Consider the following 17,043-nt stretch of genomic DNA (forward strand, 5'->3'; position numbering starts at 1 on the left):
GGCGTTTGCCGATGAGGGCGCCATGGCCCGCGCAAGTCGGGATGCGCCGCGCACCGCCGCGGTCCTGCGCATGGACGGCATCGACAAACGCTTCGGCCAGTTTCAGGCGTTGAGCGATGTCTCGCTCGAACTCTTCGCGGGCGAAGTGCATTGCCTCCTGGGCGAGAACGGCGCCGGCAAATCGACACTGTGCAACGTGGTGTTCGGCGTGCATCAGCCCGACGCGGGATCAATGTGGTTGGATGGCGAGCCGTATCAGCCTCACAGTCCACGCGACGCCCTTGCGCACGGCATCGCGATGGTGCATCAGCATTTCAGTCTCGTTGAAGACGTGAGCGTGCTCGACAACCTGCTGCTCGGCCAGGTACGCGGCTGGCTCGATCGCAAGCGCGAGGCGCAACGGGTGCGCGCGCTGGTGGCTGATCTGGGGCTCGCGCTTGAACCGGATGCGCGGGTCGCGGATCTGTCGGTCGGCGAAAAACAGCGCGTCGAGATCGTCAAGTGTCTGATCCGTGAGCCTCGACTTCTCGTGCTGGACGAGCCGACCGCCGTGCTGCTGCCGGCTGAAATCGATGCGTTGCTCGACACCTGTGCGCGGGTTGTCGCGCGCGGTTGCGCGGTTGTACTGGTGACGCACAAGCTGGCGGAGATCCGCCGGATCGCAAGCCGCGCGACGGTGCTGCAAAGCGGCCGCGTGGTCGCTCGTTCGAGCACGCCGTCGGCCGATGTCGACACGCTCGTGCGGGCCATGATTCAACGGCCGGGGAATGAGGGCCATGAGCTGAACCGTGAGGCGGACCACGACGCGAAGCCCGCGCCGCTGAAACCCCGCAGCGCTTCACCTTACGCCAGGCCGCTCGCCGACGAAGCCTTGCAGATCGACGGCCTTACGGTGCGCGATGCCGACGGCGTCACGCGTCTCGAAGACTGCACGCTGGTGGTCAACCGCAATGAGATCGTCGGCATCGCGGGCGTGGAGGGCAACGGTCAGAGCGAACTCGGCGCGGTGCTGGCCGGCTTGCAACGAGCGAGTGCCGGGCGCTTTTTCGTGCAGGGCAAAGACTGCACGCAGGCCGCGCCGCAGATGTTGACGAAGGTGGGTGTCGGCGTGGTACCGGAAGACCGGCACGCGGTTGGCTGTGTGCCCGACATGAGCCTGACCGAAAACCTCTTTCTCAACCGCCTCGACGACTACACGCGGCGCGGCTTCATGCGCCGTCGCGCGATGCGGCGCGACGCCCGCGCGCTGATGCAGCGTTTCGATGTGCGTGCCGCGAGTCCCGACGTCGCGTTTCGCGGTCTGTCGGGCGGCAACCAGCAAAAAGCGGTGCTGGCGCGCGAGCTCACGCTTGAGGGGCTTGCCGTGCTGGTCGCGGCGCAGCCAACGCGAGGCCTCGACGTCGGCGCGGTCGCGGCGGTGTATGAGCACATTCGCGCCGCGCGCGACCGGGGCGTTGGCGTATTACTGATCTCGTCTGGACTCGACGAACTGATGACGGTGGCCGACCGCGTCCTCGTCATGTATCGCGGCCGCATCATGGGCACCTGCGTGCCGGATGCGTCGCAACTCAATCTTCAACGCGAGCGCATTGGCGCATGGATGGCAGGCCAGACAGCATGACTCCCACGACCTCATTAACCACTTTGCCCATCGCCTCATGGCGCGCTTCGCGGCGCGTGCGAACCGCTGCCGTACTGGCGGGCGCGGCGCTCGTCGCGGTTGCGGCGGCACTGGCGCTGATTGCAATCGTTCATGTGCCGCTCGGCGATGCGCTCGCCGCCTTCGCCGACGGTGCGTGGGGCTCGCCTTACGCGATCGGCGCGTCGATCAATCGCAGCCTCGTGTTCGCCTTGGTCGGCAGCGGCTTCGTGCTGGCGAACCGCGCGCAGTTGACTAACGTCGGCGGTGAAGGGCAGATCGCGATGGGCGGCGTCGCCGCCACTGCCGTCAGCCTCTATGGCCACGTCGCGCATTTGCCGCTCGGTCTGCCATTCATCATGCCGATGCTGGCGGCCGCGCTGGCCGGCGCGGCATGGGGCGCGATTCCTGGCTGGCTGAAAGCGCGCGCCGGCACCAGCGAGGTGATCAGCACCTTGCTGCTGACGTTCATTGCGGTGTGGTTTCTCTACTGGTGCGTGCAATCCGAAACGCTGCTGCGCCAGCCGATGACCAACGCGGCCACGCTGCCCGAGTCGCTGGATATTCCCGACTCGACCAAACTTCCGCTGCTGTCGAGCGCAAGCTCCACGGGGCTGCATATCGGTTTGCCGATCACGCTCGTGCTGTGCATCGTGGTGACGCTGGCGCTGGTGTATAGCCGCTTCGGCATGTATCTGCGCGCAGTCGGCCTGAACGCGCTGGCGGCGCGCCGCGCCGGCATGCCGATCACGTCGACAATCGTCGGCGCGCTGGCATTGGCCGGTGCGCTCGGCGGTCTCGCTGGCGCATTGATGCTGCAAGGCGATCAATATTCGCTGAAAGCCGGCTTCTCGTCGGGCTATGGTTTTGACGGTCTTGTGGTCGGTTTGCTCGCGCGCGGCTCGATAACCGGCGTGTGTGCGGCGGCGTTGCTGTTCGGCTTTCTGCGCTCGGGCGGCATCAATATGGAAATGGTCGCATCCGTTCCGTCGGCGCTGGTGCTGGTGGTGCAGGGCGTCGTGATCGTCGCGCTGGCTGGCGGGTCGCTGTGGCTCGAGCCGAAAGGAGCACGTTGATGAACGCGGAATTCGTAGCGGTTTTCGTTGGCTCCTCAATCCGGTTTGCCGCCCCGCTGATGCTGGCTTCGACGGGTGAACTGATCAGCGAACGGGCCGGCGTGCTCAACATGAGCGTGGAGGGCATGATGCTGTCGGGCGCATTTCTCGGCGCGGCGGGTGCATGGGCGACCGGCAATGCGGCGCTGGGTCTCGCGATCGGCATGCTCGGCGTGCTGCCGATCGCCTTGCTGCAAGCGTTCCTGAGCGTGACGTTGCGCGCCAATCAGATCGTGACGGGCATCGGCATCAACATCCTCGCGCTCGGCGCGACGACGCTCGCTTATCGCGAACTGTTCGGCGAACGTTCGAGCGCGGTGATTCCCGGTCTCGCGGGCTGGTCGCCGCCCGGTCTGGGTGCGATTCCGGTCATCGGAGAGCCCGTGTTTCACCAGGTGTGGCTCGTCTATCTTGGCCTCGCGATTCTGCTGGCAACCTCGCTCGTGATGCGGCGCACCGCGCTTGGCGTGGCGCTGCACGCGGTGGGCGCCGCGCCGAGGTCGGTCGATCAGTCGGGGCTCTCGGTGACCCGGCTGCGTTATGGCGCGGTGCTGTTTTCAGGCGTTATGTCGGGCGCCGCGGGTTGTTTCATTTCGATCGGCGACATTCACACTTTCACCGAAGGGATGACCGGTGGCGCTGGCTACCTGGCGATTGCGGCAATCATCTTCGGCAACTGGCGGATTGGCCGCACTGCCGGTGCGTGTTTGCTGTTCGGTGCCGCGAGCGCGTTGCAGTTTCAGTTGCCCTTGATCGGTGTGCATGTGCCGACTGCGCTACTGGTGATGCTGCCTTATCTGCTTGCGCTGATCGCGGTGGCGGGGCTGATCGGCCGGCAAACCGCGCCGCTTGCGCTAACCCAGCCGTTCCGGCGCTGAGGCCGCGCTTACAATCCCGTGAAGTCACGCAGCCCTGACGCATCCATTTGACACAACCCCGCCACCGCCAGGCTTTCCATCGATATGAAACGTGCTTCCGCCCGATCGACCTCCGCTGCATCGACCGCGCCCACAACCCAGCGTCAGAAGCTCGCTGCGGCGACCCGCCAGCGCATCTTCAAGATTGCGATCGCCGAGTTTTCCGACAAGGGGCTAAGCGGCGCGCGCGTGGAGACGATTGCGAGCCGCTCGAAGGTCAACATCCGGATGATTTACCACTACTTCGGCGGCAAGGAGGCGCTTTATCTGGAGGTGCTCGAGTTCGTGCTGGGGCGCCTGCGGGAAGCCGAACTCAAACTCAAGCTCGATGTCGACCAGATCGAGCCAGTCACGGCCATCGTGCAGCTTTACGATTTCATCGAGGGGCACTTCGCGACCCATCCCGAACTGTCGAAGCTCCTGTCGTTCGAAAATCTGAACCGCGCCCGGGTGATGAAGCGCTCGAGCGCGATTCCGGAAATGTCGTCGCCGGTGTTGAGCCTGCTGCGCACGGTGATCGCGCGTGGCGAAAACGATGGCTCGTTGCGCAAGGACATGGACCCGCTTCATCTGTATGTCGCACTGGTGAGTCTGTGTTCGTTTCACAAGTCGAACGCTTTTACGTTGTCGCGGATTTTCAACACCGACATGCTCGCCACGCAGTGGCAGGAAGATCACAAGGCGCAGGCACATGAGATGGTGCGCGCGTTTGTCGTCGCCGGTGCGCCGTAAGCGCCCGGCTCGAATGCAGGGCGCGGGAGCCCCGAGTTGGGGAGCGCTGCACCATGACGCATTGATTGAAGGACGGGGGTGTGGCCTGTTCTCCTCGCGGGAGGATCGGCGCAAAACCAAACCTGGTAAGGCTGGCAGCATGTTCGGGCGAACCTGAAAGTCACCTGGCATAGCTCCTGCTAATTTGAGTCCAAACTTGTATTCAAGATTGGACTCAAGGAAAACCAGTGCCCATTTCGTCGCCCCTGAAGGTCCGTAGTCTCCTTTCGGCTTATGCCGCCAAGCGTCTTACGCCGTCTGAAGTCGTGGCGTCGGCGCTTGCTCGTATCGCTGAAATCGACCGGCCGGGAGTCTGGATCCTGCGTGTGCCCGCTGCAGACCTGGAGGCCCGCGCCCACGCGCTCGAAGCGCTCTACGAAGAACAGGGCAGTGCCGTGTTCGAACAGATGCCCCTCTTTGGCGTGCCGTTCGCAGTCAAAGACAATATCGACGTTGCCGGCTTGCCGACCACCGCCGCGTGCGAGCCTTTCAGCTATACGCCGGACACCTCCGCATTCGCCGTGCAGCGCCTCATCGACGCCGGCGCGATCCTGATCGGCAAGACCAATCTCGACCAGTTCGCAACCGGCCTCGTCGGCACGCGTTCGCCTTACGGCGCGGTGCGGAACACCGAGTTTCCAGAGCGCGTCTCAGGCGGGTCGAGTTCAGGCTCGGCGGTTGCCGTGGCCGCGGGTTGCGTGGCCTTTTCGCTCGGCACCGATACGGCCGGGTCTGGGCGCGTGCCGGCCGGGTTCAATGGGCTTGTCGGCCTGAAGCCATCGCTTGGACTCGTTAGCAAGCGCGGTGTCGTGCCGGCGTGTCGCAGCCTCGACACGATCTCGGTGTTCGCGCACGACGTTGACGATGCGTGGCGCGTGTTCAACGAAATCGCATACTTCGATCCGCTCGACGGCTACTCGCGCAAGGTCCCGGGACTCGGTCTCCTGCGTGGCGCGCCGCGGATCGGCGTGCCGGATCATCTCGAGTTCTATGGTGACGCAGCGGCGAATCAGGCCTTCTCGGCCGCACTCGATACGCTTTCCACCCATCTGCATCTCGCGCCCACGCCGATCGACTTCCAGCCGCTCCAACAGGTCTCCGCGCTGCTCTACGACGGCCCCTGGGTGGCGGAAAGGCGCGCCGCGCTCGGTTCATTCTTCGAGACGCATCACGAAGCGGTCCATCCGGTCGTCGCCACAGTGATCGGCAAAGCGGATCGCTACAGTGCCGCTGACGCGTTCAATGGCCAGTACGCGCTCGCCGATCTGAAGCGGCACGCCGAGCAGCTCTTCGAGACGATCGACATCCTGATCGTCCCGACCACGCCGACGCATCCGTTGAGCGCCGACGTGCAGGCCAATCCTGTCGAGTTGAACAGCCAGCTTGGCTACTACACGAACTTCGTCAACCTGCTCGACCTGTGCGCGTTGGCCGTGCCATGTCAGCGTCGCCACGACGGCTTGCCAGCGGGCGTCACACTGATCGCGCCGAGCGGCGCGGACCGGCGTCTCGCCGAGTTGGGCGCGCGGATCCAGGCGCTGTTCGGGAATGAGGCTGCGGACATGGCCGGGACGGTGGCTGAAAAGAAAACCGCGCCTGCAGCAAACACGATCGCGCCACTGCCGTTTCAGGAGCCGACCGTCGCGCTTGCCGTGGTCGGTGCGCATCTGCGTGGCCAGCCGCTGAACTGGCAGCTTCAGGAAGCCGGCGCGCGCTTTGTCACGGCGACGCAAACCGCAGCCTCTTACACGCTTTACGCGCTTGCGAATACGCAGCCGCCGAAACCAGGCCTTGTGCGCGTCACTGACCAGCAAGGCGCACCCATCGCCGTGGAAGTCTGGGACATACCGCTGCGCAGCTTCGGCAAATTTGTCGCCGACGTGCCCGCACCGCTCGGTATCGGCTCCGTGCAACTCGCCAACGGCCTCACGGTGAAGGGCTTCATCTGCGAGCCGTCGGCAGTCAGTAACGGCAGCGGTGCACTAGACATCACCTCGTTTGGCGGCTGGCTCGCTTATCTCGACAGCCTGAATGTCAACTGAGGGCCAACGCTCTTCACCCCCCACCAGGAATTGGACACCATGACCAGTCGCCGCAATTTCATCAAGAGCGCCAGCCTGTTGACGCTCGGCAATATCCTGCCGATTCAATCAGTGTTTGCCGCGCCGAAGACGACGGTCGGCGTGATCTACGTCGGTGCACGCAGCGACTACGGTTACAACCAGGCTCAGGCGACTGCTGCCGCCGTCATCAAGAAGATGCCTGATGTGAAGGTGGTGGAAGAGGAGAACGTGCCCGAAACCATCGCCGTGCAGAAAACCATGGAAGCGATGATCGAACAGGACGGCGCGACGCTCATTTTCGCGACCTCGTTCGGTTACTTCGATCCGCATGTGCTGAAGATGGCGGCCAAATATCCGAAGGTGCGTTTCGCGCATTGCGGCGGTTTGTGGAAGCAGGGCAACCCATCGAACATCACCAGCTACTTCGGGTATATCGACGAATGCCAGTACCTGAACGGCGTCGTCGCGGGCCACATGACGAAGAGCAAGAAGCTCGGCTTCGTCGCCGCCAAACCGATTCCGCAGGTGCTGCGCAACATCAATTCGTTCACGCTTGGCGCGCAGTCCGTCGATCCGTCGATCACCACACAGGTGATTTTCACGGGCGACTGGTCGATGCCGGTGAAGGAAGCGGAAGCTACCAACAGTCTCATCGATCAGGGTTGCGATGTGCTGACCTGTCACGTCGATGGCCCGAAGGTCGTCGTTGAAACGGCGGAAAAGCGCGGCGCGATGAGTTGTGGTTACCACGCGAGCCAGGCGGCGCTCGCGCCGAAAGGCTATCTGACCGGTGCGGAATGGGACTGGGCGACGCCGTACAAGCAACTGGTCACGGGCGCACAGGCCGGCACGCCGCAACCGAATGTGTTGCGCGGTGGCTTGAAAGAGGGCTTCGTGAAGATGTCACCGTACGGCGCGAAAGTCACCGCGCCGGCGAAGCAGAACGCCGACTCGATCAAAGGCAGCATGGTGGCCGGCAATTTCGTGATCTTCAAAGGACCGATGAAGGACAACAAGGGCGGCACGGCGATCGCCTCCGGTGCGAGCCACATACAGACCGATTACACGCTTGAAAGCATGAACTATCTGGTGGCGGGCGTCGTCGGCCAGATCTGAACCTGGCCTGCGTGATTGTGTGAGTTTGCATGAGCGAAGGAGCCATGATGCGCCCCAATGCCCCTACCGCGAGAGCGATGCTGTCGCTCTTGCCCGCGCTGCCGACCGCGTTGGCGGTGCTCGGCACGCTGCTACTGTTCTCGTTGTTCCTGCTGGTGCAGGGGCAGCCGGCGGTCGATGCGATCGGGCTGATTTTTGAGGGCGCTTTCGGCTCGTCGTTCGCGTGGCAGAGCACTTTGCTGCGCGCGTCGCCGTTGATGTTGACCGCATTGTGCGTCGCGCTGCCTGCCCAGGTTGGACTGATCGTGATCGGCGGCGAGGGCGCGCTCGCACTCGGCGGCATGTGCGCGGCAATCGTCCCGCAGATGCTGCCACACGGCACGCCCTGGCTGATCGCCACGCCGTTGATGGCGGTGGCCGGCATGCTGGCCGGCGGGTTCTGGATCGGGGCCGTCGGTGCGTTGCGGCAGTGGCGCGGCGTCAACGAGACGATCAGCAGCCTGTTGATGTCGTATATCGCGATCGCGCTCTTCAAACATCTGGTGGAAGGGCCGCTGCGCGACCCCGCAAGCCTGAATAAGCCGTCCACCTATCCGGTGCCCGACGCGATGATGATCGGCTCGATCCCCGGACTCGACACGCACTGGGGATTGTTCTGGGGCGTCGTCGCCTGCATTGCGGCGTGGGTGTTCGTGAAGTTCAGCACCAAGGGCTTTGCGATGCGCGTGGTGGGCGGCAGTCATCGTGCGGCACGCATCGTCGGCTTGCCGGTCAATCTGCTGGCTCTTGCCGCGTGCGTATTGGGCGGTGCTGCGGCCGGACTCGGCGGCATGTTCGAAGTGGCGGCGGTGCAAGGCAGCGCAAATGCATCCTTGCTGGCGGGTTATGGCTACGCGGGCATCCTCGTGGCGTTCGCCGCACGGCAGAATCCGCTCGCGATCATCGCCTGCGCGCTGATGATCGGCGGCATCGAGGCGAGCGGTTCGCTGCTGCAACGCCGGCTCGATCTCCCCGACGCCACCACGCTCGTCTTGCAAGGCCTGCTGTTTGCGAACCTGCTCGCGTGGGAAGCGCTTGGCGGGCGCATCGCCGCCTGGCGCGTCAAATTGCAGGCCGCCGCGCAGGCCGACCTTCCCGTGCAACTGGAGCAGACCCATGCCTGATATGCACTCGCCCATCGTGATCCTGTTGCTGTCGCTGTTCGCCGGTGCGATCCGTGTCAGCACGCCTTATCTGTTCGTCAGTCTCGGTGAGTGTCTAACCGAGAAGGGCGGACGCGTGAATCTCGGCCTCGAAGGCATTCTCGTGTCGGGCGCGATGAGCGGCTATGCCGGTGCTTTTCTGACCGGCTCGCCGTGGGCCGGCGTTCTTGCGGCCGGGTTCGTCGGCTTGCTGCTCGGCTGCCTGCATGGCCTCGTGTGCTCGTTGCCGCGCGTGTCGGACATTGCGTTCGGCATTGCGTTGATGCTGCTCGGCACCGGGCTCGCGTTCTATCTCGGCAAGCCATTCATCGAACCGCAGGCGCCGATGCTGCCGTTCATCGACCTCGGCACGTGGACCGCGTCGCCACAATTGCATAACGCGCTGCATATCAACCTGCTGTTCGTGATCGGCATGGTGCTGGCCTTCGTTTTGCAGTGGGGCTTGCGCAACACCCGTTGGGGGATGGTGCTGCGGCTGGTCGGCGATCACGCCGAGACGGCGCGTGCCATGGGCTATCCACTCACGCGTGTGCGCATCGCCGCGACGGCGGTGGGCGGTGTGTTCGCGGGCATCGGCGGTGCGTATCTTTCGCTGGTGTATCCGGGGAGCTGGAATGAAGGGCTCTCCAGCGGACAAGGACTGATGGCGGTCGCGCTGGTGATCTTCGCGCGCTGGCAGCCCTTGCGTTGCCTGTGGGCCGCGTTGCTGTTCGGTGCGGCCGGCGCGCTCGGGCCGGCGTTGCAGGCGATCGGCGTGACGAGCGGCTACTACCTCTACAACGCGGCGCCGTATGTGCTGACGCTCGCGATCATGATCGTCAATTGCCGTCCGGATCGCACGCTGACTGGCGCGCCGGGCGAGCTGAGCCTGACTCGCTGAGCTTGCCCCACTGATTTTGCCCTGCCATGCGTGCCTTCAAAGACCTCGCCAGGACCTAACAAGGATCTCACCGCCATGAACAGATTCATTGAAGCAAAACCCTACCCGTGGCCCTACGACGGTGACCTGCGACCGGACAACACGGCGCTCGTGATTATCGACATGCAGACGGATTTCTGCGGCCATGGTGGCTATGTCGACAAGATGGGCTATGACCTGTCGCTGACGCGCGCGCCGATCGAGCCGATCAAACGCGTGCTGAAGCCGATGCGCGAACTGGGTTTCACGATCATCCACACGCGTGAAGGGCATCGACCGGACCTCTCCGACCTGCCCGCGAACAAGCGCTGGCGCAGCCGCCGCGCGGGCACCGACGGTGTAGGCATCGGCGACGACGGCCCCTGCGGGAAGATCCTCGTGCGCGGCGAACCGGGCTGGGAAATCATCGACGAACTAAAGCCGCTGCCAGGTGAAATCATCGTCGACAAACCCGGCAAGGGTTCCTTCTGCGCGACGGATCTCGAACTGATCCTGCGAACGCGCGGCATCGTCAATCTGGTGCTGACCGGCATCACTACTGACGTCTGCGTCCACACGACGATGCGCGAAGCTAACGATCGCGGCTTCGAATGCACGGTGCTGGCCGACTGCTGCGGCGCGACCGACAAGGGCAATCACGACGCCGCGTTGCACATGATCACCATGCAAGGCGGTGTGTTCGGCACGGTATCGGATTCGCATGCGCTGCTGGCTACGCTACTGGCCAAGACGGCGGCGCCAGCAGCGGCGCTCGCCACTTCAGGCAGATAAATCATGACCACGGCGCCGAAGGCATTGGGTGTGGAAGTGCTGAACGCAAGCAAATCGTTCGGCGCGTTTCGCGCATTGAATAGCGTCTCGATCAAGGTCAAAGCCGGCACGATTCACGCGCTGCTCGGCGAGAACGGGGCGGGCAAGAGCACGCTCGTGAAAGGACTGGTCGGCTACGGCGTGCTCGACGACGGGCAGATCGCCGCCGATGATCGTGAGGTCCACATCGCGTCGCCGCGTGATGCACAGGCGCTCGGCATCGGCATGGTGTATCAGCATTTCACATTAGCGTCCGGCCTTTCGGTCGAAGAAAATCTGCTGCTCGCGCACGGGCGGATGCCGTGGAAAATCGACTGGAAGGGCGAGCGCGCCGCGCTTGCAGCGTTCATGCAGCGCATGCCGTTCCGCTTGTCGCTCGACGCGCCGGTGGCCATGCTCGCTGCCGGTGAAAAGCAGAAACTCGAGATCCTGAAGCAGCTATATTTGCAGCAGCGCTTCCTGATTCTCGATGAACCCACTTCGGTCCTGACACCGCAGGAAGCGGACGAAGTGCTCGGCCTGATGCGCGATCTGACCTCGCGCGGCGAGCTGACGGTGCTGATGATCACGCACAAGTTCCGCGAAGTGATGGCCTATGCCGACGACGTCACCGTGTTGCGCAAGGGCAGGCAAGTCGGCACGAGCGCGGTTGCCAACACCAGCCGCGATGAGCTCGCAGCGTGGATGATGGGCACCGTCGCTACGCATGCGCCGAACGAGGTCTCTTTGAAGGACGAAGCGCCGGTGATGGCCGCGGTGACCGTGGAGCGCCTGCCACGCAAACCCGTTGACGAAACGGCGCAGGTGCGTCTCGCGTTGCACGACGTTTCAGTCGAAGACGATCGCGGCCACACAGCAGTCAAGCACGCGACGCTGTCCGTGCGCGCGGGCGAAATCCTCGGGCTTGCGGGCGTTTCCGGCAATGGACAAAAGGAGTTGGTGGAAGCGCTGGTCGGTCAACGTCGCGTGAAAGCCGGCGACATGGAGGTGGCGGGCAAGGCCTACCATGCAACGCGTGAAGAGATGACTCAAAGGCGCGTGTTCGCGATTCCAGAGGAACCACTGAAAAACGCCTGCGTCGCCGCAATGAGCGTGGCGCAGAACCTCGCGCTGCGCGACTTCGATCGCGAGCCGTTGCGGCGCGGCGGCTGGTGGCTCGACCGGCGTGCCATGCGTGAGCGCGCTGCGCAGCTGATCGCCGAGTTCAATGTGCGTCCACCGCTACCCGAACGAACCATCGGCACGCTGTCGGGCGGCAATGTGCAGCGCGCGGTGCTGGCACGCGAACTCGGACAGCCGGTGGATGTGCTGATCGTCGCGAATCCTGTGTTCGGTCTGGATTTCGCGTCGGTTACCGATATCCATGCCCGTCTGATGGCCGCACGCGATGCTGGCGCGGCGGTGCTGCTGGTTAGCGAAGACCTCGACGAACTGCTCGAACTGGCGGACCGCATCGTGGTGATCGCGGAGGGCAAACTCGTGTTCGAGACGCCTGCGGCGCGCGCGGACCGGACCGTGCTCGGTCAGCATATGGCGGGGCACGGCGATGCCCCGGCGCATCACGCCGTACCCACAGAGAGAATGAAGGAAGCCATCGGATGACACAGCAAACCCCGTTGACGATCGACGCCAAACCGGGTCCCTTCACCTTGGCCCCCACGAAAACCGCGTTGGTCGTAATCGACATGCAGCGCGATTTCATCGAACCGGGCGGCTTCGGCGAATCGCTTGGTAACGACGTGTCGCTGCTGGCCGAGATCGTGCCGACCGTCGCGGCATTGCTGGCCTTCGCGCGCGGGCATCAATGGCTCGTGGTGCATACGCGTGAATCGCATGAGGCGGATCTGTCTGACTGCCCGCCGGCGAAACGGCTCAGAGGTGCGCCCAACGCCCGCATCGGCGATGCAGGACCCATGGGGCGCATCCTGATTCGCGGGGAGCCCGGGAATGCGATCATCGAGCCGCTCGCGCCGCTTGCCGGTGAACTCGTGATCGACAAACCTGGCAAGGGCGTGTTCTACGCCACCCGGCTCGGCGAAGAGCTCGCGATGCGCGGCATCACGCATCTCGTGTTCGCGGGCGTGACTACCGAAGTGTGCGTGCAGACCTCGATGCGCGAAGCCAACGACCGCGGCTACGACAGTTTGCTGATCGAAGACGCGACCGCCAGCTATTTCCCCGCGTTCAAACAGGCGACGCTCGACATGGTGCGTTCGCAAGGCGGTATTGTCGGCTGGACCGCGCCGCTTTCTTCATTGACGAAACTCGACGAGACGATCCCGGCATGGAGATAAATCAGCCCGAAGTGGTAGCTCAAGTGCAGGCAGCCTTTATCGAATACGAGCGGGCGCTGGTCGACAACGACGTTGCGGCGATGAACGCGCTTTTCTGGCACACGCCGGAGACGGTCCGCTATGGCATCGCCGAAATCCAGCATGGCGGCGAAGCGATCCGCGCGTGGCGCGAGACTTGCGAGCCGGTGCCGAAGTCGCGCAAACTGCATCGCACCGTGGTGACGACGTTCGGCACGGACTTCGCCACCGTCAGCACGGAATTTACCAGCGACGCGACACCTTTGATCGGCCGCCAGATGCAGACGTGGGCGAGGTTTGGTCCCGCCGACAGCTGGAAAATCGTTGCGGCGCACGTCAGCCTTATCGCCATGCCATGAAACGCCGATAATAAGAAAAAAGGGGATGTGGCATCAATGAACGACGATACGACGAATCTGCTCGAGACTCCCGCAGCACCTGACATGCCTGCCGTGCCGGCGGCAGCCAATCCGCTCGCCGAGCAGGTGTACCAGCAACTGAAGAACGATATCTTCAGCTTTCGCCTGTTTCCCGGCGACCGCTTTTCCGAAAACGGCATCGCGCAACACTACGGCGTGTCGCGCACGCCGATGCGCGACGGCCTGTTTCGTTTGCAACGCGAGGGCTATCTGGAAGTCGGCTTCCGGCGCGGCTGGAAAGTCTCGCCGATCAATTTCGATCAGCTCGATCAACTCTACGATTTGCGCATCGTACTGGAAGTGGCGGCCGTCGAACGTGTGGGGGCGGGTGGCGACGTCGCGCACGCCGCCGTGGAAGCGCTAAAAACGATATGGTGCGTCGAACCCGAATCGCGTGAGAGCGACCCGGTGAAGATGTTCGGCATGGACGAGAACTTCCACCGTCAACTGGTCGCGGCTACCGGCAACGCGGAGATGCTGCGCGTGCATAACGAAGTGACCGAGCGCATCCGCATCGTGCGGCGACTGGACTTCCTCAAACCGCACCGCACGAGCGCCACCTACGACGAGCATTCCACCATGCTGAACCTGATCGAACGCAACCGGGTGACCGAAGCGATCATCCTGTTGCGCGCGCATATCACGCAGAGCAAGCTGGAAGTGCGCAAGATCACGCTCTCCATGCTGGCCGCCGCGCGCGATAGCAAGTTGCCGTTTGTTTCGTGAGTGACCTCAACAGATCGTGATCCATCCAGTGCTTGAGCGTACCGAAGACATGCTCGACAGTACTTCGGCGGATGGTCATTGCATCGGGCTTCCGGTCAAGCCGGCGCTCCATAGCTTCCAGTATGTCTTCGTGCTCCCATCTTCGGATACGGCGATAGTCGCTGGGTGAACAGTGCTCCTTCATAGGGCAACGCGGGCAAGCGCTGGGCCAGCAAACTCGCAGATTCATGTCATGCTCGACGGTCGTGAATCGATGAATGGCTCTACGGACTGGACTTTTTGTTGATATAGGGCAGTGAGTTTCATTTGCGCGGTCGCTGGTTGCTCGACTCATATAGCGACGATGCGCCGGGCGTGTTCGATGACTATTGTCGTGATGGCACAAGTTGACTGGAGGAGCTCCAGCCTTCGGGTGAGTCAAAACTGCCGCGTCAAAGCACGCCTGCTTACTTTCCGTCTAGTAGACCGCGCTGCCGCGAAGCCCACGCTAGGCAACGGATTGACGGTTGCCAGGCCACGTCTATTTACAAACGGCAGTCATACGCCGGCGGAGTCTGGCCAGTTTCAATTACAGGAAATCGGCAGAACAGGTTTATTTACTCAGGACAGGTTTGATTTACGAAGAACCAGTCGCCACGGAACAAACCTGAAGACGGCACCCACCGATTCGCTTTTGTTATCACCTCCTTCAATACACGGATTGTTAGCGTATCGCACCGCTCGTATATTGACTGAACGAAAGCAAACGCAGCACGATCAGCAGAAATACAACAACTGAAAGGCAAGCCGCCAAGGCCTGCCGCAGGAGCACAGCAATGAACCGAATCGATCTGGAGGGGCGTGTTGTCGCCATTACCGGCGGCGCGCGCGGCATTGGCTACGCGGTGGCTCAACGAGCGCTGAAGTCGGGTGCATCGGTCGCCTTGTGGGACATCGACGCCGAGCGGCTCGCGCGTAGTCAGCAAGAACTCAGCGAACTGGGCAAGGTAACGGCCGTCACGGTCGAACTCACCCAGGAGGCATCGGTCGCTCAGGCAGTGGCGCAAACACTCGCGGCGCATGGTGCGATCGACGTGCTGATCAACTGCGCCGGCATCACCGGCGGCAACGGCGCGACGTGGGAGCTGGACCCCGAGGTCTGGCGCCGCGTGATCGACGTGAATCTGATCGGCCCGTATCTCACCTGCCGCGCGGTCGTGCCGCAGATGCTCAAGCAAGGCTACGGGCGAATCGTCAATATCGCCTCGGTGGCCGGTAAAGAGGGCAACCCGAACGCCTCGCACTACAGCGCCTCCAAAGCCGGACTCATCGGTTTGACCAAATCGCTCGGCAAAGAACTGGCGACGAAGAACATCCTCGTCAACGCGGTCACGCCGGCCGCAGCCAAAACGGAGATCTTCGATTCGATGTCGCAGCAGCATATCGACTACATGCTCTCGAAGATTCCAATGAACCGGTTTCTGTTGCCGGAAGAAGCAGCGTCACTGATTCTCTGGCTCTCCTCCGAAGACTGCGCGTTCAGCACCGGTTCGGTATTCGATCTGTCCGGCGGCCGCGCCACTTACTGAGCTATCGCCGGGTGACCTGAGCGGCGGCCGTGGCAGTGCAAGAGTAAAAAACGCAGAGCGCGACCCGCATGCTCTGCGAAGGAGACGACATGAATCCGCATTCGCCCGCTTCGCTGGAGGCGATCAACAGCAAGGTCATGCGCCGGCTGTTGCCGTTTCTGTTGCTGATGTACGTGCTGGCGTTTCTCGATCGCGCCAATATCGGTTTCGCGCAGAAGGCGTTGCAGCACGATACGGGTCTGTCCAATGCGGCTTTTGCGTTCGGCGCGGGCGTGTTCTTCGTGGGCTATGCCTTGTTCGAGGTGCCGAGCAATCTTCTGCTGCACCGGGTCGGCGCGCGCGCGTGGATGTGCCGGATCATGGTGACCTGGGGGCTCGTCTCGGCGGCGATGTGTCTCGCGCATACGCCGACTGCTTTCTACACGCTGCGTTTCCTGCTGGGTGTCGCCGAAGCAGGTTTCTTCCCCGGCGTGATCTATTACCTGACCCACTGGTTTCCGCAAACGGCGCGCGCGCGAGCGGTCGGCGTGTTTTATTTCGGCGCGCCGCTGGCGTTTATCTTCGGCAGTCCGTTGTCGGGCTCATTGCTCGAGATGCACGGCATGATGGGTCTGGCCGGCTGGCAGTGGCTGTTTCTGATCGAAGGGGCATTGGCTTCCATGGTCGGCGTATGGGCGTTCTGGTATCTCGACAATCGCCCTGAAGACGCGGGTTGGCTCGACGCGCAAGAGCGCAGCACCTTGCGCGCCGCGCTCGACGACGATGCGCGCGCCGCTTCCGCGCATGGGCCGCATCATATTCTCGCCGCGCTGGTGGATCGCCGGGTGTTGCTGCTCTCGGCGATCTATCTGCTGATCCAGATGAGTGTCTACGGGGTGATCTTCTATTTGCCGCAACAGGTGGCCGCTTTGCTCGGTACGACGGTCGGCTTGCGCGTGGGCCTCGTCGCCGCGTTGCCGTGGCTGTGTGCATTGGCCGTGACGTGGTACGTGCCGCGTCGTGCCGACCGTACGGGTGGGCACCGGCGCTGGGCTGTCGCGCTGCTGGTGCTCGCGGGCCTCGGCATCGGTGCTTCGGGACTCGCGCATAGCCCGTCGATCGGCCTGATCGCGCTGTGCTTCGCGGCCAGCGGCTTTATCGCGGCGCAACCGCTGTTCTGGACCTTCCCAACGCGCTACCTCACGGGTGCCGCGGCGGCGGGTGGCATCGCGCTAATCAATTCGCTCGGCGGCCTTGGTGGATTTATTGCGCCCAGCCTGCGCACCGCCGCGGAACGGACCTTTTCCTCAACCTCGGCCGGGCTGATCGTATTGGGCGTGTCGAGTCTGCTCGCGGCGCTCATGATCGGCACGCTATTGCGACGTGACGGCGCCCATTCATCCGGGTCTTTCCAGCACTTGCTGCACCGCGCCCGCTAGGCGCATTTTCGGCTGCGCGTCAGACGCACCAACAACGGAGCCCTCTTC

The 17,043-nt window shown here is 63.3% G+C and carries 16 protein-coding genes and 1 pseudogene; 16 read left to right on the forward strand and 1 reads right to left on the reverse strand.

Going from position 1 to position 17,043, the window contains the following annotated elements:
- The first annotated feature begins 22 nt into the window (after nt 1-22).
- The 13 genes from GH665_RS28200 (at nt 23) to GH665_RS28260 (ending at nt 14,009) form a co-directional block, all read left to right on the forward strand.
- Complete coding sequence (locus GH665_RS28200) at nt 23-1,621, forward strand: ABC transporter ATP-binding protein (RefSeq protein ID WP_153140513.1); 1,599 nt, start codon at nt 23-25, stop codon at nt 1,619-1,621.
- On the forward strand, nt 1,618-2,715 hold the full coding sequence (locus tag GH665_RS28205; protein WP_153140514.1) for an ABC transporter permease: 1,098 nt from the start codon (nt 1,618-1,620) through the stop codon (nt 2,713-2,715). The genes GH665_RS28200 and GH665_RS28205 overlap by 4 nt, the downstream gene beginning before the upstream one ends.
- Complete coding sequence (locus GH665_RS28210) at nt 2,715-3,632, forward strand: ABC transporter permease (RefSeq protein ID WP_153140515.1); 918 nt, start codon at nt 2,715-2,717, stop codon at nt 3,630-3,632. Before GH665_RS28205 ends, GH665_RS28210 begins: the two co-directional genes overlap by 1 nt.
- Before the next feature lie 84 nt (nt 3,633-3,716).
- Nucleotides 3,717-4,403 carry a TetR/AcrR family transcriptional regulator gene (locus GH665_RS28215; protein ID WP_153140516.1) on the forward strand — a complete coding sequence of 229 codons (687 nt, stop codon included), beginning with the start codon at nt 3,717-3,719 and terminating at the stop codon, nt 4,401-4,403.
- 227 nt (nt 4,404-4,630) lie between these two features.
- The gene (gene atzF / locus GH665_RS28220; RefSeq protein WP_167531019.1) at nt 4,631-6,484 is read left to right on the forward strand and encodes an allophanate hydrolase; all 1,854 of its coding nucleotides are present in this window, start codon (nt 4,631-4,633) and stop codon (nt 6,482-6,484) included.
- 39 nt (nt 6,485-6,523) lie between these two features.
- On the forward strand, nt 6,524-7,621 hold the full coding sequence (locus tag GH665_RS28225) for a BMP family ABC transporter substrate-binding protein (RefSeq protein WP_054042313.1): 1,098 nt from the start codon (nt 6,524-6,526) through the stop codon (nt 7,619-7,621).
- A gap of 47 nt (nt 7,622-7,668) precedes the next feature.
- The gene (locus tag GH665_RS28230) at nt 7,669-8,784 is read left to right on the forward strand and encodes an ABC transporter permease (RefSeq protein ID WP_153142338.1); all 1,116 of its coding nucleotides are present in this window, start codon (nt 7,669-7,671) and stop codon (nt 8,782-8,784) included.
- Nucleotides 8,777-9,703 carry an ABC transporter permease gene (locus tag GH665_RS28235; protein WP_153140517.1) on the forward strand — a complete coding sequence of 309 codons (927 nt, stop codon included), beginning with the start codon at nt 8,777-8,779 and terminating at the stop codon, nt 9,701-9,703. Before GH665_RS28230 ends, GH665_RS28235 begins: the two co-directional genes overlap by 8 nt.
- A gap of 75 nt (nt 9,704-9,778) precedes the next feature.
- Nucleotides 9,779-10,513, forward strand: a complete 735-nt coding sequence (gene biuH / locus GH665_RS28240) for a biuret amidohydrolase (protein ID WP_153140518.1) — start codon at nt 9,779-9,781, stop codon at nt 10,511-10,513.
- Between the two features lie 3 nt (nt 10,514-10,516).
- Nucleotides 10,517-12,154 (forward strand): ABC transporter ATP-binding protein, encoded by a 1,638-nt coding sequence (locus tag GH665_RS28245; RefSeq protein ID WP_167531020.1) that lies wholly within the window; start codon nt 10,517-10,519, stop codon nt 12,152-12,154.
- Complete coding sequence (locus tag GH665_RS28250; RefSeq protein WP_153140520.1) at nt 12,151-12,846, forward strand: cysteine hydrolase family protein; 696 nt, start codon at nt 12,151-12,153, stop codon at nt 12,844-12,846. Before GH665_RS28245 ends, GH665_RS28250 begins: the two co-directional genes overlap by 4 nt.
- Nucleotides 12,837-13,223, forward strand: a complete 387-nt coding sequence (gene hpxZ, locus GH665_RS28255; protein ID WP_153140521.1) for an oxalurate catabolism protein HpxZ — start codon at nt 12,837-12,839, stop codon at nt 13,221-13,223. The genes GH665_RS28250 and hpxZ overlap by 10 nt, the downstream gene beginning before the upstream one ends.
- A gap of 36 nt (nt 13,224-13,259) precedes the next feature.
- Nucleotides 13,260-14,009: a GntR family transcriptional regulator gene (locus tag GH665_RS28260; protein WP_153140522.1), complete on the forward strand. Its 750-nt coding sequence runs from the start codon at nt 13,260-13,262 to the stop codon at nt 14,007-14,009.
- A 22-nt stretch (nt 14,010-14,031) separates the two neighbouring features.
- Here the strand turns inward: GH665_RS28260 and GH665_RS28265 are convergent.
- Nucleotides 14,032-14,274, reverse strand: a pseudogene (locus GH665_RS28265) (IS5/IS1182 family transposase); the annotation flags it as partial.
- Nucleotides 14,275-14,370: 96 nt separating this feature from the next.
- Here GH665_RS28265 and GH665_RS28270 point away from each other — a divergent pair.
- The 3 genes from GH665_RS28270 (at nt 14,371) to GH665_RS28280 (ending at nt 16,995) form a co-directional block, all read left to right on the forward strand.
- Complete coding sequence (locus GH665_RS28270; RefSeq protein ID WP_153140523.1) at nt 14,371-14,787, forward strand: hypothetical protein; 417 nt, start codon at nt 14,371-14,373, stop codon at nt 14,785-14,787.
- 37 nt (nt 14,788-14,824) lie between these two features.
- Complete coding sequence (locus tag GH665_RS28275; RefSeq protein WP_153140524.1) at nt 14,825-15,577, forward strand: SDR family NAD(P)-dependent oxidoreductase; 753 nt, start codon at nt 14,825-14,827, stop codon at nt 15,575-15,577.
- Nucleotides 15,578-15,666: 89 nt separating this feature from the next.
- Nucleotides 15,667-16,995 carry an MFS transporter gene (locus tag GH665_RS28280; protein WP_153140525.1) on the forward strand — a complete coding sequence of 443 codons (1,329 nt, stop codon included), beginning with the start codon at nt 15,667-15,669 and terminating at the stop codon, nt 16,993-16,995.
- Nucleotides 16,996-17,043: the final 48 nt, after the last annotated feature.

It is taken from the genome of Paraburkholderia agricolaris (genome assembly GCF_009455635.1).
Classification (GTDB): Bacteria; Pseudomonadota; Gammaproteobacteria; order Burkholderiales; family Burkholderiaceae; genus Paraburkholderia; species Paraburkholderia agricolaris.